The following is a 24905-nucleotide window of genomic DNA, read 5'->3' as shown; positions in this document are numbered from 1 at the left end:
TCCGCCGGATCGGCGCAAGGGCGCGGGCTGAGCACTTCACGAAACGGGCAGGCACCCCCGGGGCAACCTTTCTCCAGGAGTGCCGCACTCGTCCCAGGCCCCATCGGCGCGTCACATCCCGGGAACCTCGATGTCTGCAACCCTGACTCTCCCTGTCGTCATGGCGACGACCGTCGCCAGCCCCGAGGGCGTCACCGCCGCGCGCGGTGTCCTCTACCTCCTCGCGGCCGCCTCCTTCTGGCTCATGATCGTGCTCATCCGCCAGGCGTCCAAGGTCGTCTCGACCCTGCTGCGCGTCCTGCTCGTCCTGATCGCGCTCGCCGCCTTCGGCACGGTGGCCATGGCGATCATCGCGCAGGTCGCGCTCGCCGTCGGAACTGTCTGACGGCGTCGGAACCTTCTGACGGCGAGCACGAAAGGCGCCCGCCGCCGGGCGGCAGGCGCCTTCCCTCCGGCTCGCACCGGTGTCACTGCTGCGGGGCGCCCCCTGGCTGGGTGACGCCGTTGACCTTCAGTGTGTACGGCGCGTACTGCCCCACCTGCTCCGTCGGGTCGTCGTAGGCGACCACCGCGACCACCTTCGGGAACGGGGCCAGCACGGCGAGCTGGAGCCGGTTGAGCGAGAGCGTGCGCCGCCCGTCGGACTCCACCTGGAGCGCCACCGCGTGCCTGTCGTCCAGCCCGACGAGGCGGACGTTCCAGTTGGCGACCGGCGTCGGGTGGATCTCCGTCGGCGAGTCGAACGGCTCCAGGCTCGACCCGTCGCTCACCGCCGTGCCGCCGACCGTGACGTCGTCGATCCGCAGGCCGCCCTCGTTGACGCCCGCGTCGCTGACGTACCGGAAGCCGAGCAGGATCTCCTTGCCCGCGTAGGCCGCCAGGCTGAAGGTGTGCGGCTCGAAGCCGGTGGTGGTGCCGTTGAGCGCCGGGCCGAGCGGGCCCGTCACCGTGCGGTCACCGGGGACGGCGGTGTAGGTGACGCCGCCGTCCGTGGAGACCACGACGTAGCCGTAGTCGAAGCCGCTCTCCGCCCCGTACTTGGCCAGGAGGCGCAGCGTCGGGTCCGCGGCGGGGACCGTCACCCGGGTCACCGCGGCGGCGTCGAGATTGCTGGAGTTGCCCGACCACAGCACCGGGTTGCCCGCCCGGTCCGGGTCGTCGGAGACGACGGTCCAGGCGAGCGGCTGCGCGGGCAGCGTCTTCGCGCCCTCGAACGACAGCGACCGCAGGGCCGACCCGCGCAGGACCTTCCCGTCGGCCGCCTGGAGCGGCACGTAGTCGGCGCCGTTCGGGGCGGCGCCGGCCGTCTTGTACGCCGCCGGGTTGTCCAGGTTGACCGTCGAGCGCAGGCTCGCGGTGGTCACCCGCTTCCTCGGCACGCCGAGCATGACGCCCCTGGCCGACTCCCCGATGATCTTGTCCACCAGGGTCGTCGTCTGGAAGTCGTGGATCACCTGGTAGGGGTTCTTGACGCCGCGCGCCTCCAACGCCGCCCGCAGGCTGGCCAGTCCCTGCAGGTCGCCGTCCCGGTGCAGGCGCGTCAGGAAGTCCGTGCCGTACCTGTCGTACAGGAACAGCATGAACGAGTACGCGTTGCCGTAGTCGGCGAGCACCCCGCTGGCCGTCGCGCCCTCGCCCCACAGGTTCAGCGAGTTCTCCGGGCCGCCGCAGTCGCGCGGGTTGGTGTTGTACGGCGTCTGCACGGTGCCGAAGCCCTGGAAGCAGTAGATGTGACTGTCGGCGCCCCGGTCGAACACCGTGGCCTTCGCATTGGCGTATCCCACGAGGGTCTGCGCGAAGTCCGACAGGCCCTCGTTCATCCAGGTGGTCTCGAGCGGGTCGGTGTAGTAGTGGGCCAGGTGCTGCCACTCGTGCGCGAAGGTGTTCTCGTACTGGTGCGGCCGCGCCGGGCGGGAGGGGCACAGGTCGGAGGTGGGCTCGTCCGGCGGGTTGGCGCCGGTGCGGTGCAGCCAGTCGAACGCGTCGATCGTCATGACGTTGCGGTCGAGCAGCTCGTTGAACTGCGAGGAGAAGAACCCGGCGATGTACGTGGGCGCGGCCGGGAAGTCGTAGAAGTTGTCGTCCCTGACGTTGTCGACGAGCGTCACGGTGCGGTTGCCCGCGCCGGTGTAGACGCCGCCGTTGCCGTTGGCGTCGGGCCCGAGGGCGGCGTTGGAGCCGTCACGGTCCGGCGGTCTGCTGAAGGCGGCGGTCTCCTTCGGGTACATGTTGGTGTCGAACTCGTGGACGAGGCTCGCCACCTGCGCGTCGGTGACCTGCGTGCTGGACGGGACCTGCGCGCGGCAGTCGCCGGCGGGGAAGGCGAGGTCGTTGGCGACCCACACCTCGATGTTGTCGCCGACGCCGCGCAGCGTGTAGTCCTTGCGGTAGAGCCGCCCGTTGAAGTCGTCCATGCCGAGCCACTGCCGCACCGTGCCGACCGGCGGCGTGTCCGCGGCCTTGGCCCTGGCGCTCGGCTTGGCCTTGTAGGACGACGGCACCTTGACCGGCCTGCCGTCGAGGGTGAAGTCCTGGCGGGTCAGCTCCCTGATGTCGGAGGGCGCAGGAGCCTTGGGCGCTGTCTGCGCTGTCTGCGTTGTCTGTGCTGTGGCGGGGAGCGCGGTGAGGAGGGGTAAGGCGAGGAGCGTGGCTGCGAGCCCGATGATCCGGTGGCGCGCCATGGAACCCCCTTGTGTGGGTGTTGCCCGGGTTTGTTGGGGTGACAAGCCGTTATCACCCGGGGCCGTGGGGGCGCGCAAGCGAAGCAGTTGCCAACAACCGCCGGGGGTTTTCGTGCTCGCGCGCCCTCCACCTCACGCCTACTGCCGGAACAGCCCCACCGACCAGCGGACCGGCCGCCCGCCCGTCGGCGACTCCATGAACAGCTTCAGGGTGACGGTCACCGGCTTGCCCTTCGTCGTCTTGAACAGCGACATCCCCATGGGGAAGGGCCCCTTCTCCCACACACCGCAGGCGCTCGCGGCACCGGTGTCCTTGCCGTCGATCTCGTACCTGAACCACAGGCGCGTGGCCAGGTCACCGGTGCAGATCTGGTCCACCCCCAACTGGCGGCCGTCGCCGCGCACCCGGAACGTCACGGACCTCTGCGCCGGCCAGGTGCCGGTCCGGGTGTCCGCCAGCTTCCAGCCGCTCTGGTGCGGAGGGAACGCCCTCGGCGCCCCGGGCTCGACCGGCGTCTTCGGCGGCGTCCACTCGTACACGGCAAGGGACCAGGGGCTGCGCTCCTCCTTCAACGGGCGGCAGGGGCTCTTGGAGTCGGCCCGCACGCAGCCCGAGCCGTGCGTGGTCGTGTCGAAGGTGATCGTGGCCCGCTTCCCGGTGCCCCGGGGAACGGTGAGGCCCGCCAGTTGCCTGCTGCCCTTGCAGAGCAGGCCGCTCGGCACCGGCCGTCCGTTGACGCCGATCTGGATGCCGGAGAGCCTCCTGCCCTTAGGGGTGCAGAGCCCGGCCAAGTCGAGCGGCTTGCCCGTGACGGGGACCGTGACCGTGGCCTTCCGGGAGCCTGTCGTCCCGATCGAGGCCGTGGCCAGGCGCCGGTAGACGGTGCCGTCCGGCGCGGTGAAGGTCTCCGGCAGCTCGTCGGGGACAGGCGACCCGGCCAGCGGGCCGGCCGTGGCGGACGTGGCGGCCGTCGTGTCGGGACCCGCTCCGGCCATGCCGGGCAGGAACACGAAGGCCAGCGCGGCGAGCGTCGCCACAGCGGTGCCGGCCGCGGCGAGCCGCCGGCGCAGCCTGATCCGGGAGATGCGGGCCCGTACCTGCTCGTGGCGGGCCGGGTTGGACGGGGGAGTGGCGTCGCCGTGCTCGCGCAGCACGTCGCGCAGGTCGCGTACGGTCATCGGTACATCTCCTCCATGATCGACTCGTCCACGCGCAGCTTGGCCAGCGCCTTGGCGGTCTGGCTCTTGACCGTGCCGGCCGCGCAGCCCAGCAGCCGCGCCACCTCGGCCACGGGCAGGTCCTCGTAGAAGCGCAGCACGATCACCGCGCGCATCCGGGCGGGGAGGCGGCCGACGGCCCGCCACAGCTCCTCCCGGTCGCCCTCGGCGCCGCCGTCCACGGGGAGGTCCGGCAGGTCGTCGCTCGGCAGCTCCCGCCGCCACTTGCGCCGCCACCACGACGTGTACGTCGTCACGAGCACGCGGCGCACGTACGCCTCCGGCTCCTCCACGCCGGGCCAGGCGAACCACGCCTTGGCCAGCGACTCCTGCAGCAGGTCCTCGGCCAGGGCCCAGTCGCGGGTCAGCAGGTAGGCGGTGCGTAACAGCCGGTCCGACCTCGCCAGCACGAATTCCTGATATATCGCCCGATCCGCCACCTGATGCCTCCTGCCGGCGCGGCGCGCCCGCACGCGTCTGGTCCGGCCCTCCCGCTGAGGGCCACTGCGGCTAGTGACGCATCGACGCGCCCGCCGGGTTGCCCGGCCCCACCCACGGCCCCACCCACGGCCCCGCTGAGGGACGGGTGGATCAGGTGGCGCGGCCGGCGCGGAGGATCGTGAACGGCGCCAGCTCGCCCAGGCCGCGCACCGACAGCCGGTTGACCGGGCGCAGCTCGAAGGCGCGGTCGCCCTCCAGCTCCTCGGCCATCTCCGGGTCGGCCAGGATGGTGCCGGGCCGGGCCAGCGCCGTGAGCCGGCTGGCCAGGTTGACCGTCGTGCCGAACACGTCGCCCATCCGCCAGATCACCGGCCCCGCGGCCAGCCCCACGCGCAGCTCCGGCATGCCCCGGACCTTCGCGTGCGTCTCCAGCAGCCGCAGCCCGATCTCGGCCGTCTCGTGGGCCTTGCCGGAGACGAACAGCACCGAGTCGCCCAGCGTCTTGACGATCCGGCCGCCGGAGGAGGTCACGACGTCGGCCGAGCGGCCCTCGAAGCTGTCGACCAGCATGGCCAGCTCCCGCTCGGTGATCTGCCGGCTCAGCCGGGTGAACCCGACGAGGTCGGCGAAGCCGACGGCCAGCCGTACGGCGCTGTGGTCCTGGTCGACCATGCGGCCGGCCGCGGCGGCGAGCTGGCGCTGCCAGGAGTAGACGAGCAGCCGCGCGAGGTCGGGCACGACCCGCTCGGCCCGGCGGCGCCAGGCGCGGGGGCGCTCGGCCAGCGGCACGCCCGCCTGGTCCAGCGCCTCGGCGCCGAGCTGCGCGTGCGACTCGGCCAGGCGCGCGGTGGCCCGCCCGAGCGAGCGGGCCAGGAGCAGGACGTGCTCCTCGTCGTAGACGCCGGCGGTGACCATGCCGAGCAGGGTCCGCAGCGCCTCCACGTCGGAGTCGGTGAACTCGACGGCGTCGTCGGCCACGTTCGGGAAGCCCAGCGCCCGCCAGAACCGGCGCGCGCGGTAGACCGGCACCCCGGCCATCTCGGCGACCTGGTGGCTGGTGTAGCGACGGGGCTCACGCAGGAACGCCTCGGCGAGCCCGTCCGAATCCTCGCGCGCCACGGCTGCAACATACACCCGTTAACGGCAGATAGCGCGTCCATATCCCAAGGTGGCCGGACATGTCGCGGTCCATCCGGAACGCTACTCCAGCAGGGCCCGCAGGGCCGGACGCTCGGCCGCCGGGACGTGGCCGGCGTAGTAGTCGTACATCGTCTGCCGCGCCAGCCGGGCCGCCAGCGGACCGTCGCCGGCGCGGACGGCGGCCAGCACCTCCTCGTGGTGGCGGATGCTGCGCCGCATCAGCGCCTCCCGGTCGGGCTCGGCGGCGAGCCGGTCGGCCACCAGGCCGACGACGATCGAGCGGACCACCTCGACGCAGATCTGGATGAGCTTGTTGCCGCTGGCCCGCGCGACCGCGTCGTGGAAGGCCACGTCGGCGGCGCTGAACGCGCCATGCCCTTCCGCGGGGCCCTCCTGGAGGGTGGCCCGCATCCGCTCGATGGCCGCCTCCATCTCGGCGAGCTGCTCGTCGGTGCGCAGCCGGGCCGCCAGCAGGTTGGCCGACCCGTCGAGCAGCATCCGGAACTGCACCAGCTCCCCGAGCGACAGGCCCTCGACCCGGGCCAGCGTGGCCATGGACTTCTGCAGCGCGTCGGGACTGAACGGCAGCACCTCGGCCCCGTGCGGGTCGCCCGGCCGCGAGCGCACCAGGCCGCGTGCCTGGAGCACGCGCAGCGCCTCGCGCACCGTGGACCGGCTCACCGCGAACTGGCCCATGAGGTCGCGCTCGCTGGGCAGCCGCTGCCCGGGGCAGAGAGCGCCGCTCTCGATGGCCTGCTCGACCTGCTCCACGATCCGCTCGTACGCGCGTACGGTGCGTACCGGCTCGAAGCGTGGACCACTCATTGCGCCCCCTTGACCTGAGCCGTCGTCGGCTGGCAGTGTGCGTAGCCTACTGGTCCGACCAGTGCACTAGCCAGGGCACAGCCAGGAGGCTTGGACATGAGGCGCATCGGCATCTGGATGGCCCTGGGCGGGCTCCTGCTGGGCACGGCGGCCTGTGGCGGCGGCTCCGGCGGCGGCTCCCGGGGGACGGCAGCGAAGGAGACACTGGCGGTCGGGTTCGTGGCCGAGCCGGCCAACCTCGACTTCACCTCCACCGAGGGCGCCGCCATCCCGCAGGCCCTGCTCGTCAACGTCTACGAGGGCCTGGTCAAGCTCGACCAGGACGGCAGGATCCAGCCGCTGCTCGCCGAGAAGTGGGAGGTCTCGCCGGACCGCAAAACCTACACCTTCACGCTGCGCAAGAACGCCACCTTCACCAGCGGGGCCCCGTTCACGGCCGACGACGTGGTCTTCTCCCTCGGCCGCGTGAGGACGGACTGGAAGCTGAAGATCAAGTCGCAGCTCGACGTCATCGACAAGGTGGACAAGAAGGACGACACGACGGCCGTCGTCACGCTCAAGCGCCCCAGCAACGGCTTCCTCTACGCGCTGGCGACCCGGCTCGGCGCCATGTTCAGCCGCACCGGCGTCGCCGACCTGGCCAACAAGCCCGTCGGCACCGGCCCCTACCAGCTCGGCTCGTGGAAGCGCGGCGACTCCATCCGGCTCGACGCCAACCCGAAGTACTGGGGGACCAAGCCGGCGATGAGCGCCGTCACCCTCAAGTACTTCAAGGACGCCACGGCCATGAACAACGCGCTGCTGACGGGTGGCATCGACGTCATCTCCAGCGTCCAGGCCCCCGAGTCGCTCCAGCAGTTCGCCGACCCCAACCGGTTCGTCACGGTCGAGGGCACCACCAACGGCGAGGTGGTGCTGTCGATGAACAACGGCCGCCCGCCGTTCGACGACAAGAAGGTGCGCCAGGCCGTCCGGTACGCCATCGACCACAAGGCGCTGCTCGACACGGCCTGGGCCGGGCGCGGCAAGCTCATCGGCTCCATGGTCCCGCCCACCGACCCCTGGTACGAGGACCGCGCCGGCGACTACCCGTACGACGCGGCCAAGGCCAAGGCACTGCTCGGCGGCAAGACGTACACGGTCAAGATGCGCATCCCCAACCTGCCCTACGCCGTGGCCTCCGCCCAGGTGGTCAAGTCGCAGCTGGCCCAGGTGGGCATCACGGCCGACATCGAGCCGCTGGAGTTCCCGGCCCGGTGGCTGGACGTGGTGTTCAAGCAGGGCGACTACCACCTGTCCATCATCAACCACGTCGAACCCCGCGACATGGGCATATTCGCCGACAAGTCGTACTACTTCCGGTACGACAATCCGGAGTTCGGCAAGCTGCTCGCCTCCGCCGACGAGGGCAGCGAGCAGCAGCAGACCGACGACCTCAAGCGGGCCGCCAAGCTCCTGTCCGACGACGCCGCCGCCGACTGGCTCTTCCTCTTCCCCAACCTGATCGTGGCCAAGAAGGGCGTCACCGGCCTGCCCCAGAACGCCATCGCCGAGTCCTTCGACTTCACCGGGCTCGCCAAGCAGTGATCGTCTACCTGTCGAAGCGGCTGGCGGTGCTCCTCGCGAGCGTCGCCGCCGCCGGCGTGGCGGTCTTCGCGTTCATGGCCGTGCTGCCCGGCGACCCGGCCGAGGTGGCGCTCGGCGTCAACGCGACGCCCCAGGCGGTCGCCGAGCTGCGGGCCCGGTTCGGCACCGACCGGCCGCCCGTCACCCAGTTCCTCGACTGGTTCGGCGGGCTGGCCCGGGGCGACTTCGGCACCTCGTACGTGACCAGCTCCCCGATCGGGCCGCAGATCGCCGACCGGCTCGGCGTGACCGCGGTGCTGGTCATCGGCGGCATGGTCATCGCGCTGCTGGTCGCCGTGCCGGCCGGCACGTTCGCCGCCGTCCACCACCGCGACCCGCTCGGCGCGGCCATCAGCGCCGTCAGCCAGGTCGGCATCGCCATCCCCGCGTTCCTGGCCGGCATCCTGCTCGTGTTCGTCTTCGCGGTGAAGGCGCAGGCGCTGCCGTCCGGCGGCTACGTGCCGATCGCCGACGACCCGGCCGAGTGGCTGCGCAGCCTGCTGCTGCCGTGGCTGTCGCTCGGCATCGTCCAGGGCGCCGTCCTGACCAGGTACGTGCGCAGCGCCGTGCTCGACGTGATGCGCGAGGACTACCTGCGCACGGCCCGCGCCAAGGGCAGGGGCCGGATGGGCGCCCTGTGGCGGCACGGGCTGCGCAACGCCTCCATCCCCGTGGTCACCGTGCTCGGCCTGCAGCTCGCGACCCTGCTGGTCGGGGCCGTCGTGGTCGAGCGGGTGTTCGTCGTGCCGGGGCTCGGCGACCTGCTGCTGAACGGCGTGGCCGGGCGCGACCTGCTGCTCGTCCAGGGCGTGGTGATGGTGCTGGTCGCCGCCGTCCTGCTGATCAACTTCGTGGTGGACGTCTGCTACGCCGCCCTCGACCCCCGCCTGCGGGGCGCCCGATGAGGGGACGGCTCAACCCGGGGCTGGTGACGGGCGGCGCGCTGGTCGGGATCGTCGTGGCGGCCGCGCTCGTCTCGTTCGTGTGGACGCCGCACGACCCGACCCTCGTCGACGCGGCGAACAAGCTGCGCGAGCCCGGCGGCGGCTACCTGCTCGGCGCCGACAAGTTCGGCCGCGACACGCTCAGCCAGCTCATGGTCGGCGCCCGCACCACCCTGTACGTGGGGGTGGTGGCCGTCGGCATCGCCGCCGTGCTGGGCACGCCGCTGGGCGTGGCCGCCGGCATGGCGCCCCGCTCCCGAGGCTGGCTGTCGGAGCTCATCATGCGGGTGAACGACCTGGTGTTCGCCTTCCCCGCGCTGCTGCTGGCCGTCATGCTGGGCGCGGTGTACGGGGCGGGCACGCTGACCGCGATGATCGCGATCGGGGTGGCCACCGTGCCCGCGTTCGCCCGCGTGGCCAGGGCGGCGACGATGCAGGTCATGGTGACGGACTACATCCTGGCCGCGCGGGCCGCCGGCCGCCGCGGCCCCGCCATCGCCGCGCGGCACGTGCTGCCGAACATCGGCTCGGTGCTCATCGTGCAGGCGTCGGTGTCGTTCGCCATCGCGATCCTGGCCGAGGCGGCGCTGTCGTTCCTCGGCTTCGGCACCCGGCCGCCCACGCCGTCGTGGGGGCGCATGCTCCAGGAGTCGCAGGAGCTGCTGTTCTCCACCCCGCGCCTGGCCCTGTGGCCCGGCCTGGCCATCGCGCTGGCGGTGCTCGGCTTCAACCTGCTCGGCGACGGCCTGCGCGACCACCTCGACCCGAAGCTGAGGAGCATCCGTGCTGACGGTTGAGGGGCTGAGTGTGCGGGCCCAGGACATCGAGCTGGTGCGGGAGGTGTCGTTCGGCATCGGGCCGGGCGAGCGCGTCGGCCTCATCGGCGAGTCCGGCTCCGGCAAGTCGCTGACCGCGCTCGCGCTCATGGGGCTGCTGCCCGACGGCGTGACCGCGTCCGGGACGGCCCGGCTGCGCGAGCGCGACCTGGTGGGCGTGCCCGAGCGGCGGCTGAAGGACCTGCGCGGCCGTACGGTGTCCATGGTCTTCCAGGAGCCCATGACGGCGCTCAACCCGCTCATGCGGGTCGGCGCGCAGGTCGCCGAGGTCATGACCCTGCACGGCGCCCCGGCGCGCCGCGCCCGCGAGCGCGCCGTCGAGCTGCTCGGCCGGGTCCGGCTGCCCGCGCCCGAGCGGATCGCCCGCTCCTACCCGCACCAGCTCTCCGGCGGCCAGCGCCAGCGCGTCATGCTCGCCATCGCCCTGGCCAACGAGCCCGACCTGCTCATCTGCGACGAGCCGACCACCGCGCTCGACGTGACCGTGCAGCAGCAGATGCTGGAGCTCATCGCCGAGGTCGCGCCCGCCCTGCTGTTCATCACCCACGACCTCGCCGTCGTCGCCTCGGTCTGCGAGCGGGTGCTCGTGATGTACGGCGGCCGGGTCGTCGAGAGCGGTCCCCTGCGCGAGGTGTTCGCCCGGCCCCGCCACCGCTACACCGAGGGCCTGCTGGCCGCCTCCCGGCTCCCGCCGCGCGGCACCCGCCTGGCCACCATCCCGGGCGCCGTTCCGGCGGCCGGGAACTTCCCGGAGGGGTGCGTCTTCCGCGACCGGTGCGCCCACGCCTCCGACGTCTGCGCGACCGTTCCGGAGCTGACAGGAGACGGCCATGCCTTCGCATGCTGGCACCCCCGAGGCTGACCCCGCACGCACGCCCGCCGGGGACTCCGCCCGGGAGCCGCTGATCGAGGTGCGCGACCTCACCCGCGTCTACCGCCGGCCCCGCACCTCCCTGACCCGTCCCGGCGAGGCCGTGCACGCGCTGAAGGGCGTGTCGCTGACCGTCCACCGGGGCGAGCGGTTCGGCATCGTGGGCGAGTCCGGCTCCGGCAAGTCCACGCTGCTGCGTCTCCTCTGCGCGCTCGACCGGCCCACCAGCGGCTCGGTCACCTTCGGCGGCCGGGAGGTGACCGGCCGTCCCGAGCGGTCGCTGCGGTTCCTGCGGCGCAGCCTGCAGATCGTCTTCCAGGACCCCATGAGCTCCCTCGACCCGCGCATGCGGGTCCGCGACCTGGTCGCCGAGCCGCTGGTCGCGCTCGGCGAGCCCGTCGGCAGCCGCGTCGCCGAGCTGCTCGACGCGGTGGGCCTGCCCGCCTCGGCGGCCGGCCGGTACCCGCACCAGTTCTCCGGCGGCCAGCGGCAGCGCATCGCGATCGCCCGCGCCCTCGCGCCCCGCCCCGAGGTGCTCGTCGCCGACGAGCCGGTCAGCGCCCTCGACGTGTCGGTACGCGGCCAGATCCTCAACCTGCTCGCCGACCTGGCCGACGAGCTGGGCCTCACCCTCGTCTTCGTCTCGCACGACCTGGCCGTGGTCCGTCACCTGTGCGAGACCGTCGCGGTCGTCCACGACGGGCTGATCGTGGAGACCGGCCCGGTGGACGACGTCTGGGCCGCGCCGGAGCACCCGTACACGCGCGCGCTGCTGCGGGCCGTACCGACCCTGGAGGGACTGCTGTGATCGACGTAGACGCCCGCGGAGTCGTGGAGTTCACCCAGGCGCTGGTGCGGATACCCAGCACCAACGATCCGGCCCGCGGGCGCAGCGAGCGGCCGGCCGCCGAGCTGGTCGAGGCCAGGATGCGGGAGTGGGGCTGGGAGCCGCGCGTCTACGAGGCGGCGCCCGGCCGGCCCAACGTGGTGGCCGTCGTCGAGGGCGGCGGCGGTGACGGGCCGACGCTCATGTTCGAGGGGCACACCGACGTGGTGACCGAGGGCGACCTGTCGAGCTGGACCGTGGACCCGTTCGGCGGGGAGATCCGCGACGGGCGGCTGTGGGGACGCGGCAGCGCCGACATGAAGTCGGGCCTGGCCGCCACCCTCTACGCCACGCGGGCGCTCCAGCTCGCCGGGCCGTTCCCGGGCCGGATCAAGGTGTGCGCGCTGGCCGACGAGGAGGGCCTGATGATCGGCGCCCACCACTTCGTCGCCGAGGGGCTCGCCGCGGACGTGGACGGCGCCATCGTCGCCGAGCCGGAGGCGGGCGAGATCTGCGCCGTCGCCAAGGGCGCGCTGCGCCTGCGCGTCGATCTCACCGGCAAGATGGCGCACGGCGCGATGCCGCAGCACGGCCGCAACCCCATCCGGGCCGTCGGAACGCTGCTCGCGGGCCTGCACGCCCTGGAGGAGGAGCTCCAGGAGTGCCATCCCGCGCACGAGCACCTGGGCGAGGTGTACGTGACGCCGACCGTGGTCAGCGCGGGCACCGAGGAGCAGGTCAACGTCATCCCGGCGGTCGCGTCGGTCTTCGTGGACGTGCGGACCGTTCCCGGGCTGGCGCACGACGACGTCGCCGCGAGGGTGCGGGAGCTGGCCGCCTGCGACGGCATCGCGGCCGAGGTGTCGGTGCTGGTGGACCGGCCGCCGGTGGAGGTGCCCGTGGACCACCCCGTGGTGGCGGCCCTGGCCGGCGCGCACCGGGCGGTCACCGGCGCGGAGCCCGTCTACGGGGGCGTGCCCGGCTCGACCGACGGCACCGTGCTCACCCACTGGGGCGGCGTGCCGTCCGTGGTGTACGGGCCGGGCGGCAAGTGGATCGCCCACCAGGCCGACGAGTACGTCGAGGTGGCCGAGATCGTCCAGTGCACCCGCGTCTTCGCCGAGGCGGCCCGCCGCTTCCTCACCGGGACCGCGTCGTCCGGGCCGCGGAGGCGGGCGTGAAGGCCGGGCGCGCCAACGCGCTGGTCGACGTGGCCGGGCTGCGGGTCGGCCACGCCGAGCGGGTCGGCGGCGGCTACCGCACCGGCACCACCGTCGTGCTCGCGCCCCCCGGCGGCATGGTCGCGGGGGTGGACGTGCGCGGCGCGGCTCCGGGCACCCGGGAGACCGAGCTGCTCGACCCGCGCAACCTCGTCGAGCGCGTCCACGCGATCACCCTCACCGGCGGCAGCGCGTACGGGCTGAGCGCCGCGTGCGGCGTCATGGAGCGGCTGGCCGACGCCGGGATCGGCTTCCCCGTCGAGGGCGGCGTGGTGCCCATCGTGCCCGCCGCCGTCATCTACGACCTGGGGCGCGGCGGCCGGTTCCGCGCCGTGCCGGACGGCGCGCTGGGCGCCGCCGCCCTCGACGCCGCCTCGGCCGCCGAGGCGCGCAGCGTGTCGGTCGGCGCGGGCGCCGGGGCGGTGGCGGGCGGACTGGCCGGTGGCGTCGGCACGGCCAGCGCCGTGCTGCCCTCCGGCGTGACCGTGGCCGCGCTGGCCGTGGTCAACGCCGCCGGGTCCGTCCTCGACCCGGGCCGCGCGCTGCTGTCCGGCACCCGGTACGGCCTGCCCGGCGAGTTCGGGCCGCTGCGCGAGCCGTCGCCCGAGGAGTCCGCCGCCTGGCGGCCCGCCGCCGTCACCTCGTTCAACACCACGATCGGCGTCGTCGCCACCGACCTCACGCTCACCAAGGCGCAGTGCGGCAAGCTCGCGGGCGTCGCCCACGACGGGCTGGCCAGGGCGATCAGGCCCGCGCACACCATGGTCGACGGCGACACGATCTTCGGGCTGGCCACCTGCGGCGAGCCCGCGCCGGACCCGTCCGGGCTGCAGGACGTGCTGGCCGCCGGGGCCGACGTGTTCAGCCGGGCCGTGGCGCACGCCATGCTGGCCGCGACCGGGCGCGAGGGCGCGCCCGCGTATCTCGACGTGTTTCCCAGCGCTCTGGGGGGAGTGGCGTGAAAGTGGACGATCTCGACGGGGCGTGGCCGGACGGGCTGCCCGTGGGCGACGGATGGGTGAAGACGGAACGCTCCGGCGACGTCGTCTTCCCGTACGACGGCTCGGTGGTGGCGAGCGCGCCGGTCGGCACGCCGGAGCTGGCCCGCCGCGCCGTCGAGGAGGCGCTCGCCGCTGCGCCGGCCATGGCCGCGCTGCCCTCGCACGCCCGCCGCGCCGCCCTCATGGGCGCGCACGACGCCCTCGCCGCGCGCCGGGAGGACGTCGAGCGGCTGCTCGTGCTGGAGACCGGCAAGCCGCTCCTGGACTGCCGGGTGGAGGTGGCGCGCACGCTCGTGACGCTCGCCACGGCGGCCGAGGAGGTGGCCCGGCTGCACGGCGAGACCGTGTCCCTCGACCTGCTGCCGTCGGGGGAGGGGCTGATCGGGTTCTGGACGCGGCGGCCGATCGGCGTGGTGGTCGGGATCACCGGCTTCAACTACCCGCTCCTGCTGGCCGCCCACAAGATCGCCCCGGCCGTGGCCGCGGGTTGCCCGGTGATCGTCAAGCCGGCACCCGCGACGCCGCTGGCCACGCTCTGGCTCGTGCACCTGCTGCGGTCGGCGGGCGCGCTGCCCCCGGCCGGGGTCCAGCTCGTCACCGGGGACGTCGAGGTGGGGCGGGCGCTGGTGGAGGACCGGCGGATCGGGGCGGTGTCGTTCACCGGCTCGGCCGCCGCCGGCCACGCCATCGCGCGGGCCGCCGCGCCCACCAAGGTCCTGCTGGAGCTCGGCTCGAACGCCGCGCTCGTGGTGGCCGCCGACGCCGACCTGGAGGCCGCGGCGGACGCGGTCGTGCGGGGCGGCTACTACGCCTCCGGCCAGGCGTGCATCTCGGTGCAGCGGGTGCTGGTGGAGGAGCCCGTACGGGAGCCGTTCCTGGCGCTGCTGGCGGCGCGGATGAAGGACGTCGTCACCGGCGACCCGCGCTCGCCGGAGACGCGGGTCGCGCCGCTGATCGACCCGGCCGCGACCGAGAGGGTGCTCGGCTGGGTGCGGGAGCCGGGCGGCACGCTCGTCACGGGGGGCGTCGCCGACGGCCGGGCCATCGCGCCGACGGTCCTGGCGGACGTCCCGGACGGGGCCGCCGCGTGGGACGAGGAGATCTTCGGCCCCGTCGTGTGCGTCCGCTCGGTGCCGGACCTCGACGCGGCCTTCGCCGCCGTCAACGCCTCCCGCTACGGCCTGCACGCCGCGGTCTTCACCCGCTCGCTGTCCACCGCGTTCGCCGCCGTCGACCGCATCCAGGCCGGGGGAGTGGTGGTGAACGACGTGCCGGGGTTCCGCGCGGACAACATGCCGTACGGGGGCGTCAAGGACTCGGGCGCCGGCCGGGAGGGCCCCCGCTTCGCCATCGAGGAGCTCACGGTCACCCGCATGGCGATCATCCGCCCGTGACCGCCTGACCTGAGCGGGACGTCACAGGCCCGAGCCGCCCGTGGCGTCGATGACGCGGCCCGTGACCCAGCGGGCGTCGTCCGAGGCGAGGAACGCGACGACGTCCGCGATGTCGTCCGGCTGCCCCACCCGGCCGAGCGCCGCCACCGCCGCGGCGCTCGCCTGCGCCTCGGGGTTGCCGCGCAGCCAGCTCGCGTTGACGTCGGTGTCGACGATGCCGGGCGCCACGGAGTTGACCGTGATGCCGCGCGGCCCGAGCTGCTTGGCCAGGTTGAGGGTGAACGTGTCGAGCGCGCCCTTCGTCGAGCTGTAGGCGATGATCTCGGGCATCGCGATGCGGGCCGCGCCGCTGGAGACGTTGATGATCCGGCCGCCGTCGCGCAGCCGGCTCAGCCCTTCCTTGACGATGAAGAAGGGCGCCCGCACGTTCACCGCGAACACCTCGTCGAACTGCTCCTCCGTGAGGTCGGCCAGGTCGGCGCTGCGGCCGATGGCCGCGTTGTTCACGATGACGTCCACGCCGCCGCCGGGCACGAGCGGGCGGACGCCGGCGTCGAAGGCGGCCCACAGCTCGGCCGCGTCGCCGTGCCGGCCCAGCTCGGCCCGGATCGCGAACGCCTGGCCGCCGTCCTTGCGGATGCGGGCCACGACCTCCTCCGCCGAGGCGGTGTCGCGGGCGTAGGCCACGGCCACCACCGCGCCGTCGCGGCCCAGCCGCTCGGCGATGGCCCGGCCGATGCCCCTGCCGCCGCCGGTGACCAGCGCGACCTTGCCGTCCATGGTCCTGCCCATGATGCTCCCCTTTTCTTGAGTGGTTGCTCAACAAATACGTTAGCACGGATTCTTGAGCGGTCGCTCTAGAATGGGTGGCATGACGACGGACACGGACGCGGACGCCGGAGCGGTCCGGCGGCCCGCGAGGGGCAGGCCGCGCGCCTTCGACCGCGACGCCGCGCTCGCGGCGGCCACGCTGCTGTTCTGGCGGCGCGGGTACGAGGCGACCTCGGTGGGCGACCTGACCGAGGCGATGGGCATCCGGCCGGGCAGCCTGTACGCGGCCTTCGGGGACAAGAAGGCGCTGTTCAAGGAGGCCGTGGCCGCCTACGGCCGCTCGCCGGTGGGCGCGTTCGTGGCCGTGGCGCTGGAGGAGGAGCCCACGGCGCGGGGCGCGTTCGCCCGCATCCTGCGCGAGGCCGCCGCGATCTACCCGGACCCGTCACACCCGGCCGGCTGCCTGACCATCTGCGCGGCCACCAACGTGACCGTCCAGGACGAGGAGGTCGGTGCCTTCCTGCGCGACCTGCGCAACGCCAACCTGGTCACCTTCGAGGCGCGGCTGCGGGCCGCCCAGGACGAGGGCGAGCTGCCGGCCGACGCCGACCCGAAGGCGCTGGCCGCCTACTTCGCGGCGATCATCCAGGGGATGTCCCAGCGGTCCCGCGACGGCGCCACGGCGGCCGAGCTCGCCGCCACGGCGGACCTGGCCCTCGCGGCCTGGCCCGCCTGAGCGGCCCCGTCACCCGGTCTCGTGCCGCTTCGACCTGGCGGCCGCTGACGGCTGACGCCTGACGCACGAGAGCGCCGGCCCCGGTTCGCCCTGGCCGGCGCTCTTTTCCCGTTTGACATCCGGCGCGCCGTGACCACCGTCTACTTCGGCTCCCTCACCGGCGGGCAGGCCACGGCGGCGGCACGCAGCCTGGCCACGGCGGCCGCCACGGCGCTCGTCTACTGCGCACTGGTACGACTGCTGCCCCGCAACGCCGCCGCACGCCGGCACCGACAGCCGGGGTGCGGCGGATCCGCCCAGGCAGAGGTACGTACCGGCCACGGGTAAGGTAAGGACCGCTCGGCACGGCGCGGCACCGGCCCCGCGGCCGGGACCGCGGCGCCGGTCTCGGCAACGGCCGAGACCGCCACCCGCCACCCGCCCTCCGTCAGCGGAGAGCGGGAAATGTTGTGGGATCCCGCCATGTCTGACCCATGACGTCCTGATGTGAGATCTGCTCTATGACACACGACGAACAGGTGCCGTCCCGGCCGCAGGAGTCATGGGATCACCAGCCCCGCCGCCGGCTCGCCACCGGAGACCTGGCCAGGATCAGCGTCTTCGCCGCCCTGATCGCCGTGCTCGGGCTGCCCGGCGGCGTGAGCGTGCTGGGCAACACGGTGCCGATCACCCTGCAGACGTTCGGCGTCATGCTGGCGGGCGCGGTCCTGGGCGCCCGGCGCGGTGCCCTGGCCGTGGCCGTCTTCCTCGTGCTGGTCGCCGCGGGGCTGCCCCTGCTGGCCGGCGGGCGTGGCGGCCTCGGGGTGTTCGCCGGGCCCTCGGCCGGGTTCCTGCTCGGCTGGCTCCCGGGTGCCGCTCTGACCGGCTGGATCGCCGCAGGCGCCGACCGGACGCCCGGCATCGTGCGGCTCCTGCCGGCGTGCCTGGCCGGCGGGGTCGGCATGATCTACCTGGTGGGCATCCCGGTCCAGGCGGCCGTCACCGGACTCCCGCTGGGCCGGGCCGCGCTGCTGAGTTCGGTCTTCCTTCCGGGCGACCTGGTCAAGGCCGTGCTGGCGGCGGTCGTGGCGCGAGGCGTGTACCGGGCCTATCTGGCCACGGGGGGCGGCTCCAGGGTGCCGTCCAAGGGGAGGCTCTGACCCCGACATGCCGGTCTTCGCACATGTCCTGCGCCACGCCGCCGACCGTCCGCACCACCCGGCCGTCCGGAGCCGTTCCGGCGAGCTGAGCTACGCCGAGCTCGCCGGCCGCGTCGCCGGAGCCGCCCGGCGTCTGGCGGACCTCCGGACCCGAGCCGCTCCACCCCGGCCGGACCTGAGGGCCGGCCGGGGCGCGCTGGTCGCCGTCAGCCTCGACGATCCGGTCGAGATGCTCGTCGCCGTGCTGGCCGCCGACCTGGCCGGGGCCACGCCGCTGGTGTGCGACCCCTCCTGGGGGCCCGACCGGCGCGCGCAGGTGATGCGGGCCGTCCCCGTGGACGCCCTCGTCGACGCCGCCCTGTCCGCCCCGGCCGTCTGCCCGCCCCGTCCTCGCGCCGCCGCGCCCGACGACCCGGCGTGGGCCTGCTTCAGCTCCGGGAGCACCGGCAGACCTCGCGCCGTGGTGCGGACCCGCGCGTCGTGGACGGCCTCCTTCCCGTACCTGGACCGTCTCACGGGCATCGGGCCCGGCGACGTCGTGCTGGTCCCCGGTCCGCTGGTGTCCTCCCTGTACGCCTTCGCCGCCGTGCACACCCTGGCGATCGGCGCGACGGCCATGCTGCCGGGCCGCTGGTCCCCGGCCGACCTCTCCGCCGACCTGGCCCGGGCCACCGTCGTCCATCTCGTGCCGCACCGGCTGCCCGCCGTGCTCGACGCTCTGAGCCGGACCACGAGCCCGCTCCGCACGGCAGTGATCGGCGGCGCCGCGCTGCCGGCCGGCGCGCGCGAGCGGGCGGCGGAGGCCGGCGTCCACGTCGTGTCCTACTACGGCGCGACCGAGCTGTCCTTCGTGGCCTTGGACGCCGACGGCTCCGGGCTGCGCCCGTTCCCCGGAGTCGACATCGAGGTCCGCCTCCCGCAGGGTGAGGGTCTCGTACAGCAGGGGCAGGGTCTCGGGGAGCTGTGGGCCCGCTCCCCCTGGCTGTCCCAGGGCTACCTGGCCGGCGCGACCGGCCCTCTGCGCACCGACGACGCCGGCTGGATGACCGTCGGCGACCTGGCCGAGCCGTACCGGCCGGGCGAGGTCCTGCGCCTGCGCGGCCGTGGTGACGGCGCGATCCAGACGGGCGGCGCGACCGTCGTGCCGGAGGACGTCGAGGAGGTGCTCCGGAGCGTGCCGGGCGTGGGCGACATCGTGGTCGTCGGCTCCCCGCACCCCTACCTCGGCTCCGTCGTCACCGCCGTCCTGGAGACCCGCGACGCCACGCCGCCGCCGCGGGCCAGGCTGGAGGCGGCGGCGCGCAGCGGCCTCGACACCGCCCAGCGGCCCCGCCGCTGGTACGCCGTCCCCGAACTGCCCCGCACGGCCACCGGCAAGCCGGCTCGCGGGCTCGTCGCCACCCGCCTCGCCGACGGCGACCCGGGCCTGCGGCGGCTCGGCTGAGATGGCGGTCGACACGGTGACCGAGATGGGCGACCGAGATGGGCGACCGAGATGGCGACCGAGATCGGCGGCTGAGATGGTGACTGGGACGGCGACTGGGAGGGGCGGCTGATGGCGACCGAGATGGGCGATGCGCCGGTCGTCGTGGCCGCCCGCCGCACCGCCGTCGGAACCGCCGGCCACGCGTTCAAGACCTTGACCGTCGACCGGCTCGCCGCCCCCGTCATCGCGGCGGTCGCCGGCGACGTCGCCCACCTCGGCATGCCGGTGGAGGACGTGATCCTCGGCAACTGCACCGGTCCCGGGGGCAACCTCGCCCGCGTCTCCGCGCTGGCGGCCGGGCTGGGACACGGCGTTCCCGGCGTCACGGTCGACCGGCAGTGCGGCAGCGGCCTGGCCGCGATCCTGCTCGCCGGCCAGGTGGTCCGCGGCGGTGACGCGGGCCTGGTCGTCGCGGGGGGAGCGGAGAGCGCGTCCACCGCCCCGCTGCGGGCACACCGCGGCGGAGGGGACGCGCCGCCGGTGCCGTACGAGCGGGCGCCGTTCGCGCCGGAGGGTCACCCGGACCCCGACATGGGCCCGGCGGCCGAGGCACTCGCGGTCTCCCGCGGCGTGAGCCGGGAACGCCAGGACGCCTACGCCCACCAGAGCCACGCCAAGGCGCTGGCCGCGCGTGACGCGGGCCGCTTCGAGCGGGAGATCGTCGCCGTCGACGGCCGGACGGCCGACCAGCGGCCCCGCCCTCTGCGGCTGGCGTCGCTGTCGCGGCTGCCGCCCGCGTTCGTCGCCGGGGGCACGGTGACGGCCGGCAACTCCTCGCCGGTCAGCGACGGCGCCGCCGCGGTCGCCGTCGTCCCGGACCGCCTGCGGGGCGGTCTGCCCGGGCTGCGGCTGCGGGCGGGCGCGGTCGTCGGCTGCGACCCGTCGCTGCCCGGATGGGGACCGGTGCCCGCCGTCCGCCGTGTGCTCGAACGCGCGGGCGTGACACTGGAGCAGGTCGCGGCCGTGGAGATCGTGGAGGCGTTCGCGGCGCAGGTCCTGGCGGTGACCGACGCGCTCGGGCTCGACCCGCTGGACGGCGACCGGGAGCGGGTGTGCGCCGACGGAGGCTCCCTGGCCCTCGGCCATCCCTGGGGCGCCAGCGGCGCCGTCGTGGTCACCAGGCTGTTCGGCAGGCTCATACATGCCGGCGCCCCAGCCGGAACGCTGGGACTGGCGACGGCGGCGGTCGGCGGGGGCCTCGGGGTCGCCGCGCTGTTCGAGGTGGTGTGAGTGATCGAGTTCACCGATGTCCATGTCCGGCTCGGGCGGCGCGACGTGCTGCGCGACCTCACGCTGTCGCTCGCGGAACGGCGCGTCGGCGTGATCGGCGCCAACGGCTCCGGCAAGAGCACCCTCGCCCGCCTGATCAACGGCCTGGCCCTGCCGAGTTCGGGCAGCGTGACGGTGCTCGGACGCGACACCCGCAGGCACGGGGCCCGGATCAGACGCGACGTGGGATTCGTCTTCACCGACCCGGACGCCCAGATCGTCATGCCGACCGTGGCGGAGGACGTGGCATTCTCGCTGCGCCGCAAGGGACTGCGCCCCGAGGAGGTGGAGCGGCGGGTCCAGGCGGTGCTCGCCGAGATCGGCCTGTCGGAGCACGCCGACCATCCCGCGCACCAGCTCTCCGGCGGCCAGAAGCAGCTCCTGGCCCTGTGCTCGGTCCTGGTGCTGGAGCCCCGCGTCCTGGTGATGGACGAGCCGACGACGCTGCTCGACCTGCGCCACTCCCGCCAGTTCGCGGGCGTCCTGCGCGGCCTGCCGCACCCGGTGGTGGTGGTCACCCACGACCTCGCGCTGCTGGAGGAGTTCGATCGCGTCGTGGTGCTGGACGCGGGCCGCGTGGTCGCCGACGACGAGCCCGGCGCGGCGATCCGTCACTACCGGCAGCTGATGGCGTGACCGGGCTCACCGGCGCCTACGTCCCGGGCCGATCACCGCTGCACCGCCTCGGCGCCGGCGTCAAACTGGCCGGGCTCGCGCTGTCGTGCACGGCGCTCGTGCTCCTGGGCTCCCCGGCGGCGCTGGAGGGCGCCGCGGTGGTCGTGGTCCTGCTGTACGCGGTCTCGGGCGTCGGCTGGGCGGCGGGCTGGGCGCAGATCCGGCCCGTCCGCTGGTTCGCCGTCGCCCTGTTCGCCGCGCAGGCGCTGACGACGGGGCTACCGGTCGCGGTGACGTCCACGCTGCGCATGGTGCTGGCCGTCGCCCTGGCGGGACTGGTCACGCTCACCACCCGCACCTCCGCCATCATGGCCTGCCTGGAACGCTGCCTGGCGCCCGCGAGGCTCGTCGGCCTCGACCCGTTCCGGCTGTCGCTGCTGCTGTCCCTCACCGTGCGCAGCGTGCCGGTCGTCTCGGGACTGGCGACGCAGGTCAGGGAGGCCCAGCGGGCCCGGGGGGTCGAGTGGAGCGTCCGGGCGTTCGCCGTGCCGCTGCTGATCAGCGTCCTGCGGCACGCCGACACGCTGGGCGAGGCGCTGCGCACCCGCGGCGTGGACGACTGACCGCCCCGGGCAGGGTCTGCTTCGTCGCGCCGCTGAGAAGCCGGTCCCGTGGGTGCCGGAGCGGCTGCCGGCCGAGGCCCCCGGTCACCAGCGGGTGGCGACCTGGGGGGCGATGAGCTCGTCGTACACGTCCCGCACCACCCGCAGGGCCTCCGGCGGCAGCGGCGCGAGCCCGGCCGCCGCCGCGTTGGCGCGGGCCTGGGCCGGGTTGCGGGCGCCCGGGATTACCACGCTCACCCCCGGCTGGTCCACGATCCAGCGCAGCGCGAACTGCGCCATCGTCGCCCCCTCCGGGACGAGCGGCGCGAGCCGCCGCACCGCCTCCAGGCCCGTGGCGAAGTCCACGCCGGAGAACGTCTCGCCGACGTCGAACGCCTCGCCCCCGCGGTTGTAGGTGCGGTGGTCGTCCTCGGGGAACGTCGTGTGCTCGTCGTACTTGCCCGACAGCAGGCCGCTGGCCAGCGGCACCCGCGCGATGACGCCCACCCCGGCCGCGCGCGCCGCGGGCAGCACCTCGTCCAGCGGGCCGAGGCGCAGCATGTTGAGGATGATCTGCACGGTGGCCACGCCCGGCCGGGCGATCGCCCGCAGCGCCTCCTCCCGCGTCTCGACGCTCACGCCGTACGCGGCGATCCGCTGCTCGGCGACGAGGGTGTCGAGCGCGTCGAACACCTGGTCGGAGGAGTAGACGGGCGTGGGCGGGCAGTGCAGCTGCACCAGGTCGAGCACGTCGACGCCGAGGTTGGCGCGGGAGCGGTCGGTCCAGGCGCGGAAGTTGTCCAGCGTGTAGACGCCCGGCTCCTGGGGCATCACGCGGCGCCCCATCTTGGTGGCCACGGTGACGCCGGGCCGCGTCTTCAGGAAGCGGCCGATCAGGCGCTCGCTGAGCCCGTCGCCGTAGGCGTCGGCGGTGTCGACGAACGTCACGCCCGCGTCGGCGGCGGCGCCCAGCGTGGCCAGCGCGTCGTCCTCCGACACCTCACCCCAGTCGGCGCCGAGCTGCCAGGCGCCGAGCCCGACGACGCCCACCCGGCGGCCGGTCCGGCCGAGAACCCGCTCCTCCATGCTCGCCGACACGTGCGCTCCCTTCCCGTCGCCGCAGCTCAGTGCTGTGAACGTTAACAGCCGGTACGGCCGTCCCGCGAGGCGCCCGGCCCGGTCGAGGGCCTGCCCGTCAGGCGGGCGGGTCGAAGCGGCCGTCCACGGCGGTCCACCCGCCGTCCACGTACAGCACTGACCCGGTGACGAAGCTCGCCGCGTCGCTCGCCAGGTACACCACCGCCCCGGCCATCTCCTCCGCCCGCGCCCACCGGCCCAGCGCGCTCTTGGCGGCGTACGCGTCGTACCAGGCGGGGTCGTCCTTGATCTGCCGGGTCAGCGGCGTCTCGACCACCCCTGGCGCGACCGCGTTGACCCGCACCCCGTACGGGCCGAACTCGGCGGCGGCCGTGCGCAGGAGCTGCACCAGCCCGGCCTTGGTGGCCGAGTAGACGCCCTGCCCCGGCTCCGTCACCGACGCCCGGATCGACGCGAACCCGATGATCGACCCGCGCCGTCGCTCCACCATCCCGGCGCCGAAGGCGCGGACCACGTCGAACGAGGCCCGCAGGTTGAGGTCCACCACCCGGGCGAACTCCTCGCCGGAGTAGTCCAGCAGCCGCTTGCGGACGTTGGTGGCGGCGGTGAACACGAGCACGTCCGCCGGCTCGCCGTCCGCCGCCTCCCGCACCGCGTCCGCGTCCAGCACGTCGAGCAGCCGGGCCGTGCCGCCGGCCCGCGCGGCGGTCTTCTCGGCGGCCGGCAGGTCGCGGTCCGCGCACACGACCTCGGCGCCGTGCGCGGCCAGGGCCAGCGCCGCCTCCCTGCCGATGCCGCTCCCGGCCCCGATCACCACAGCCCGCCGCCCGTCGAGGCGGAACAACGCGTCGTATCCCGTCATACGAAGCACCCTAGTGACTGGTCGGACCAGTGCACCAGGTGTCCCGGGGTCTCAGGTCAGCGTGGCACGGGCCCGCCGCAGGAAGTCCTGCTCGGCGGCGTTGGCCGTCCGGTCGATCGCCGCCTCGTAGGCGTCCGCCGCCTCCGCCGTACGCCCCAGCCGCCGCAGCAGGTCGGCGCGTACGGCGTGGAACAGGTGGTACCCGTCCAGGTCCAGCTCCTCCACCAGGGCGAGCGCCGCCCGCGGGTCCTCGGCCTCGGCCACCGCGACGGCCCGGTTCAGCGCCGCGACCGGGGACGGGGCGACGGCCAGGAGCTGGTCGTACAGCCGCACGATCTGCCCCCAGTCGGTGTCCGCGGCCGTGCGCGCGTCGCCGTGCACGGCGTTGATCGCGGCCTGGATCTGGTACGGCCCCGGCTGTCCACGGCGCAGGCAGCGGCGGACCAGCGCGTGGCCCTCGGCGATCAGCTCCCGGTCCCAGAGCGAGCGGTCCTGCTCCGGCAGGGGCACCAGCCTCCCGCCAGGCGTGGTGCGGGCGGCCCGGCGCGCGTCGACGAGGAGCATCAGCGCGAGCAGCCCCAGCACCTCGGGCTCGTCCGGCATCAGCTCCGCCAGCAACCGCCCCAGCCGTACGGCCTCCGCGCACAGATCCTCGCGGACGAGCCGGTCCCCGGCGGCCGCGGTGTGTCCCTCGGTGAAGACCAGATAGACCACGGCCAGCACCGAGCGGAGCCGGTCCGGCAGGTCCGCCTCGCGCGGCACCCGGTACGGGATCCGCGCGTCGCGGATCTTGGCCTTGGCCCGCACCAGCCGCTGCGCCATGGCCTGCTCGCTCACCAGGAACGAGCGGGCGATCTCCGCGGTGCCGAGCCCGCCGAGCAGCCGCAGCGTCAGGGCGACCTGAGCGTTGACGGCCAGGGCCGGATGGCAGCAGGTGAAGATGAGGCGCAGCCGGTCGTCGTGCACGGGTCCCTCCTCGGCGGGGGAGCCGGGGTCGTCCTGCGCGTGCAGCAGAGCCGCGGCGGCGTGCCGGCCGGCCCGGGACGACTCGCGGCGCAGCCGGTCGACGGCCCGGTTGCGGGCGGTCGTGATGATCCAGCCGGCCGGGCTCGGCGGCGTCCCCTCGGCCGGCCACCGGTCCAGCGCCACGGTGAACGCGTCCTGGACGGCCTCCTCGGCGAGGTCGATGTCGCGGAAGTGGCGCACCAGCACGGCCACCGCCCGGGCGTACTCCCGCCGGAACACGCCCTCGACGTCCACCGCCCGGTCCGCCCGGTCCCGGTCCGTCCTGTCGCGGTCCGCTG

The 24905-nt window shown here is 74.4% G+C and carries 25 protein-coding genes; 16 read left to right on the top strand and 9 right to left on the bottom strand.

Translation table 11 applies throughout. The features are described from left to right. Positions 1-130: 130 nt before the first annotated feature. Complete coding sequence (locus tag AB0H64_RS00490; RefSeq protein WP_357618192.1) at positions 131-385, top strand: hypothetical protein; 255 nt, start codon at positions 131-133, stop codon at positions 383-385. An 82-nt stretch (positions 386-467) separates the two neighbouring features. On the opposite strand, the gene AB0H64_RS00485 is transcribed toward AB0H64_RS00490, so the two are convergent. The 5 genes from AB0H64_RS00485 to AB0H64_RS00465 all read right to left on the bottom strand — a co-directional run bounded on the left by AB0H64_RS00485 (position 468) and on the right by AB0H64_RS00465 (position 6305). Next, positions 468-2681 carry a hypothetical protein gene (locus AB0H64_RS00485; protein ID WP_357618189.1) on the bottom strand — a complete coding sequence of 738 codons (2214 nt, stop codon included), beginning with the start codon at positions 2679-2681 and terminating at the stop codon, positions 468-470. Between the two features lie 138 nt (positions 2682-2819). Continuing rightward, positions 2820-3860 (bottom strand): hypothetical protein, encoded by a 1041-nt coding sequence (locus AB0H64_RS00480; protein ID WP_357618186.1) that lies wholly within the window; start codon positions 3858-3860, stop codon positions 2820-2822. Further along, on the bottom strand, positions 3857-4339 hold the full coding sequence (locus AB0H64_RS00475; RefSeq protein WP_357618184.1) for a SigE family RNA polymerase sigma factor: 483 nt from the start codon (positions 4337-4339) through the stop codon (positions 3857-3859). The genes AB0H64_RS00480 and AB0H64_RS00475 overlap by 4 nt, the downstream gene beginning before the upstream one ends. A 151-nt stretch (positions 4340-4490) precedes the next feature. Continuing rightward, entirely contained in the window at positions 4491-5459 is a 969-nt protein-coding gene (locus AB0H64_RS00470; protein WP_357618181.1) for an adenylate/guanylate cyclase domain-containing protein, read from the bottom strand. 81 nt (positions 5460-5540) lie between these two features. Then, positions 5541-6305 (bottom strand): FadR/GntR family transcriptional regulator, encoded by a 765-nt coding sequence (locus AB0H64_RS00465; protein WP_357618178.1) that lies wholly within the window; start codon positions 6303-6305, stop codon positions 5541-5543. Between the two features lie 96 nt (positions 6306-6401). Here AB0H64_RS00465 and AB0H64_RS00460 point away from each other — a divergent pair, with 96 nt between their 5' ends. Genes AB0H64_RS00460 through AB0H64_RS00425 form a run of 8 tightly spaced genes read left to right on the top strand, consistent with a single transcriptional unit; the run spans position 6402 to position 15023 of the window. Continuing rightward, complete coding sequence (locus AB0H64_RS00460; RefSeq protein WP_357618176.1) at positions 6402-7892, top strand: ABC transporter substrate-binding protein; 1491 nt, start codon at positions 6402-6404, stop codon at positions 7890-7892. Further along, positions 7889-8836, top strand: coding sequence for an ABC transporter permease (locus AB0H64_RS00455; protein ID WP_357618173.1), 948 nt, complete (start codon positions 7889-7891; stop codon positions 8834-8836). Before AB0H64_RS00460 ends, AB0H64_RS00455 begins: the two co-directional genes overlap by 4 nt. Continuing rightward, positions 8833-9672, top strand: a complete 840-nt coding sequence (locus AB0H64_RS00450; RefSeq protein WP_357618171.1) for an ABC transporter permease — start codon at positions 8833-8835, stop codon at positions 9670-9672. The genes AB0H64_RS00455 and AB0H64_RS00450 overlap by 4 nt, the downstream gene beginning before the upstream one ends. Beyond that, positions 9659-10573, top strand: a complete 915-nt coding sequence (locus tag AB0H64_RS00445) for an ABC transporter ATP-binding protein (RefSeq protein WP_357618168.1) — start codon at positions 9659-9661, stop codon at positions 10571-10573. The genes AB0H64_RS00450 and AB0H64_RS00445 overlap by 14 nt, the downstream gene beginning before the upstream one ends. Beyond that, positions 10542-11390 carry an ATP-binding cassette domain-containing protein gene (locus AB0H64_RS00440; RefSeq protein ID WP_357618165.1) on the top strand — a complete coding sequence of 283 codons (849 nt, stop codon included), beginning with the start codon at positions 10542-10544 and terminating at the stop codon, positions 11388-11390. The genes AB0H64_RS00445 and AB0H64_RS00440 overlap by 32 nt, the downstream gene beginning before the upstream one ends. Then, complete coding sequence (locus AB0H64_RS00435; RefSeq protein WP_357618162.1) at positions 11387-12589, top strand: M20 family metallopeptidase; 1203 nt, start codon at positions 11387-11389, stop codon at positions 12587-12589. The genes AB0H64_RS00440 and AB0H64_RS00435 overlap by 4 nt, the downstream gene beginning before the upstream one ends. Further along, positions 12586-13590, top strand: a complete 1005-nt coding sequence (locus AB0H64_RS00430; RefSeq protein WP_357618159.1) for a P1 family peptidase — start codon at positions 12586-12588, stop codon at positions 13588-13590. The genes AB0H64_RS00435 and AB0H64_RS00430 overlap by 4 nt, the downstream gene beginning before the upstream one ends. Next, complete coding sequence (locus AB0H64_RS00425; RefSeq protein ID WP_357618156.1) at positions 13587-15023, top strand: aldehyde dehydrogenase family protein; 1437 nt, start codon at positions 13587-13589, stop codon at positions 15021-15023. Before AB0H64_RS00430 ends, AB0H64_RS00425 begins: the two co-directional genes overlap by 4 nt. A gap of 21 nt (positions 15024-15044) precedes the next feature. On the opposite strand, the gene AB0H64_RS00420 is transcribed toward AB0H64_RS00425, so the two are convergent. After that, complete coding sequence (locus AB0H64_RS00420) at positions 15045-15815, bottom strand: SDR family oxidoreductase (RefSeq protein ID WP_357618153.1); 771 nt, start codon at positions 15813-15815, stop codon at positions 15045-15047. Between the two features lie 79 nt (positions 15816-15894). Between AB0H64_RS00420 and AB0H64_RS00415 the strand changes: the two genes are divergently transcribed. The 7 genes from AB0H64_RS00415 (at position 15895) to AB0H64_RS00385 (ending at position 21662) form a co-directional block, all read left to right on the top strand. Beyond that, positions 15895-16530 (top strand): TetR/AcrR family transcriptional regulator, encoded by a 636-nt coding sequence (locus AB0H64_RS00415; RefSeq protein WP_357618150.1) that lies wholly within the window; start codon positions 15895-15897, stop codon positions 16528-16530. 129 nt (positions 16531-16659) lie between these two features. After that, positions 16660-16857 (top strand): hypothetical protein, encoded by a 198-nt coding sequence (locus tag AB0H64_RS00410; RefSeq protein ID WP_357618147.1) that lies wholly within the window; start codon positions 16660-16662, stop codon positions 16855-16857. A gap of 173 nt (positions 16858-17030) precedes the next feature. Continuing rightward, the gene (locus tag AB0H64_RS00405; RefSeq protein ID WP_357618144.1) at positions 17031-17669 is read left to right on the top strand and encodes a biotin transporter BioY; all 639 of its coding nucleotides are present in this window, start codon (positions 17031-17033) and stop codon (positions 17667-17669) included. A gap of 7 nt (positions 17670-17676) precedes the next feature. Then, entirely contained in the window at positions 17677-19113 is a 1437-nt protein-coding gene (locus AB0H64_RS00400; RefSeq protein WP_357618141.1) for an AMP-binding protein, read from the top strand. Between the two features lie 111 nt (positions 19114-19224). Then, positions 19225-20385, top strand: coding sequence for a thiolase family protein (locus AB0H64_RS00395; protein ID WP_357618139.1), 1161 nt, complete (start codon positions 19225-19227; stop codon positions 20383-20385). Then, on the top strand, positions 20386-21060 hold the full coding sequence (locus AB0H64_RS00390; RefSeq protein WP_357618136.1) for an ABC transporter ATP-binding protein: 675 nt from the start codon (positions 20386-20388) through the stop codon (positions 21058-21060). Continuing rightward, positions 21057-21662, top strand: a complete 606-nt coding sequence (locus AB0H64_RS00385; protein WP_357618133.1) for an energy-coupling factor transporter transmembrane protein EcfT — start codon at positions 21057-21059, stop codon at positions 21660-21662. The genes AB0H64_RS00390 and AB0H64_RS00385 overlap by 4 nt, the downstream gene beginning before the upstream one ends. An 84-nt stretch (positions 21663-21746) precedes the next feature. On the opposite strand, the gene AB0H64_RS00380 is transcribed toward AB0H64_RS00385, so the two are convergent. The 3 genes from AB0H64_RS00380 to AB0H64_RS00370 form a co-directional block, all read right to left on the bottom strand. Further along, the gene (locus AB0H64_RS00380; protein WP_357619677.1) at positions 21747-22727 is read right to left on the bottom strand and encodes an aldo/keto reductase; all 981 of its coding nucleotides are present in this window, start codon (positions 22725-22727) and stop codon (positions 21747-21749) included. 109 nt (positions 22728-22836) lie between these two features. After that, the gene (locus AB0H64_RS00375) at positions 22837-23601 is read right to left on the bottom strand and encodes an SDR family NAD(P)-dependent oxidoreductase (RefSeq protein WP_355451383.1); all 765 of its coding nucleotides are present in this window, start codon (positions 23599-23601) and stop codon (positions 22837-22839) included. Between the two features lie 51 nt (positions 23602-23652). After that, positions 23653-24861 carry a sigma-70 family RNA polymerase sigma factor gene (locus AB0H64_RS00370; protein WP_357618130.1) on the bottom strand — a complete coding sequence of 403 codons (1209 nt, stop codon included), beginning with the start codon at positions 24859-24861 and terminating at the stop codon, positions 23653-23655. Positions 24862-24905 lie beyond the last annotated feature (44 nt).

Source organism: Nonomuraea sp. NPDC050733, assembly GCF_040654215.1.
Taxonomy (GTDB): Bacteria; Actinomycetota; Actinomycetes; order Streptosporangiales; family Streptosporangiaceae; genus Nonomuraea.
This window is presented reverse-complemented; position numbering and strand designations above follow the sequence as displayed.

Bases quoted from the DNA above. Each gene is read 5' to 3' on its own strand.
- AB0H64_RS00420 (WP_357618153.1), bottom strand. From the start codon at position 15,815: ATGGGCAGGACCATGGACGGCAAGGTCGCGCTGGTCACCGGCGGCGGC.
- AB0H64_RS00415 (WP_357618150.1), top strand. From the start codon at position 15,895: ATGACGACGGACACGGACGCGGACGCCGGAGCGGTCCGGCGGCCCGCG.
- AB0H64_RS00405 (WP_357618144.1), top strand. From the start codon at position 17,031: ATGACACACGACGAACAGGTGCCGTCCCGGCCGCAGGAGTCATGGGAT.
- AB0H64_RS00485 (WP_357618189.1), bottom strand. From the start codon at position 2,681: ATGGCGCGCCACCGGATCATCGGGCTCGCAGCCACGCTCCTCGCCTTA.
- AB0H64_RS00490 (WP_357618192.1), top strand. From the start codon at position 131: ATGTCTGCAACCCTGACTCTCCCTGTCGTCATGGCGACGACCGTCGCC.
- AB0H64_RS00440 (WP_357618165.1), top strand. From the start codon at position 10,542: ATGCCTTCGCATGCTGGCACCCCCGAGGCTGACCCCGCACGCACGCCC.
- AB0H64_RS00400 (WP_357618141.1), top strand. From the start codon at position 17,677: ATGCCGGTCTTCGCACATGTCCTGCGCCACGCCGCCGACCGTCCGCAC.
- AB0H64_RS00380 (WP_357619677.1), bottom strand. From the start codon at position 22,727: ATGGAGGAGCGGGTTCTCGGCCGGACCGGCCGCCGGGTGGGCGTCGTC.
- AB0H64_RS00465 (WP_357618178.1), bottom strand. From the start codon at position 6,305: ATGAGTGGTCCACGCTTCGAGCCGGTACGCACCGTACGCGCGTACGAG.
- AB0H64_RS00375 (WP_355451383.1), bottom strand. From the start codon at position 23,601: ATGACGGGATACGACGCGTTGTTCCGCCTCGACGGGCGGCGGGCTGTG.
- AB0H64_RS00460 (WP_357618176.1), top strand. From the start codon at position 6,402: ATGAGGCGCATCGGCATCTGGATGGCCCTGGGCGGGCTCCTGCTGGGC.
- AB0H64_RS00450 (WP_357618171.1), top strand. From the start codon at position 8,833: ATGAGGGGACGGCTCAACCCGGGGCTGGTGACGGGCGGCGCGCTGGTC.
- AB0H64_RS00480 (WP_357618186.1), bottom strand. From the start codon at position 3,860: ATGACCGTACGCGACCTGCGCGACGTGCTGCGCGAGCACGGCGACGCC.
- AB0H64_RS00395 (WP_357618139.1), top strand. From the start codon at position 19,225: ATGGCGACCGAGATGGGCGATGCGCCGGTCGTCGTGGCCGCCCGCCGC.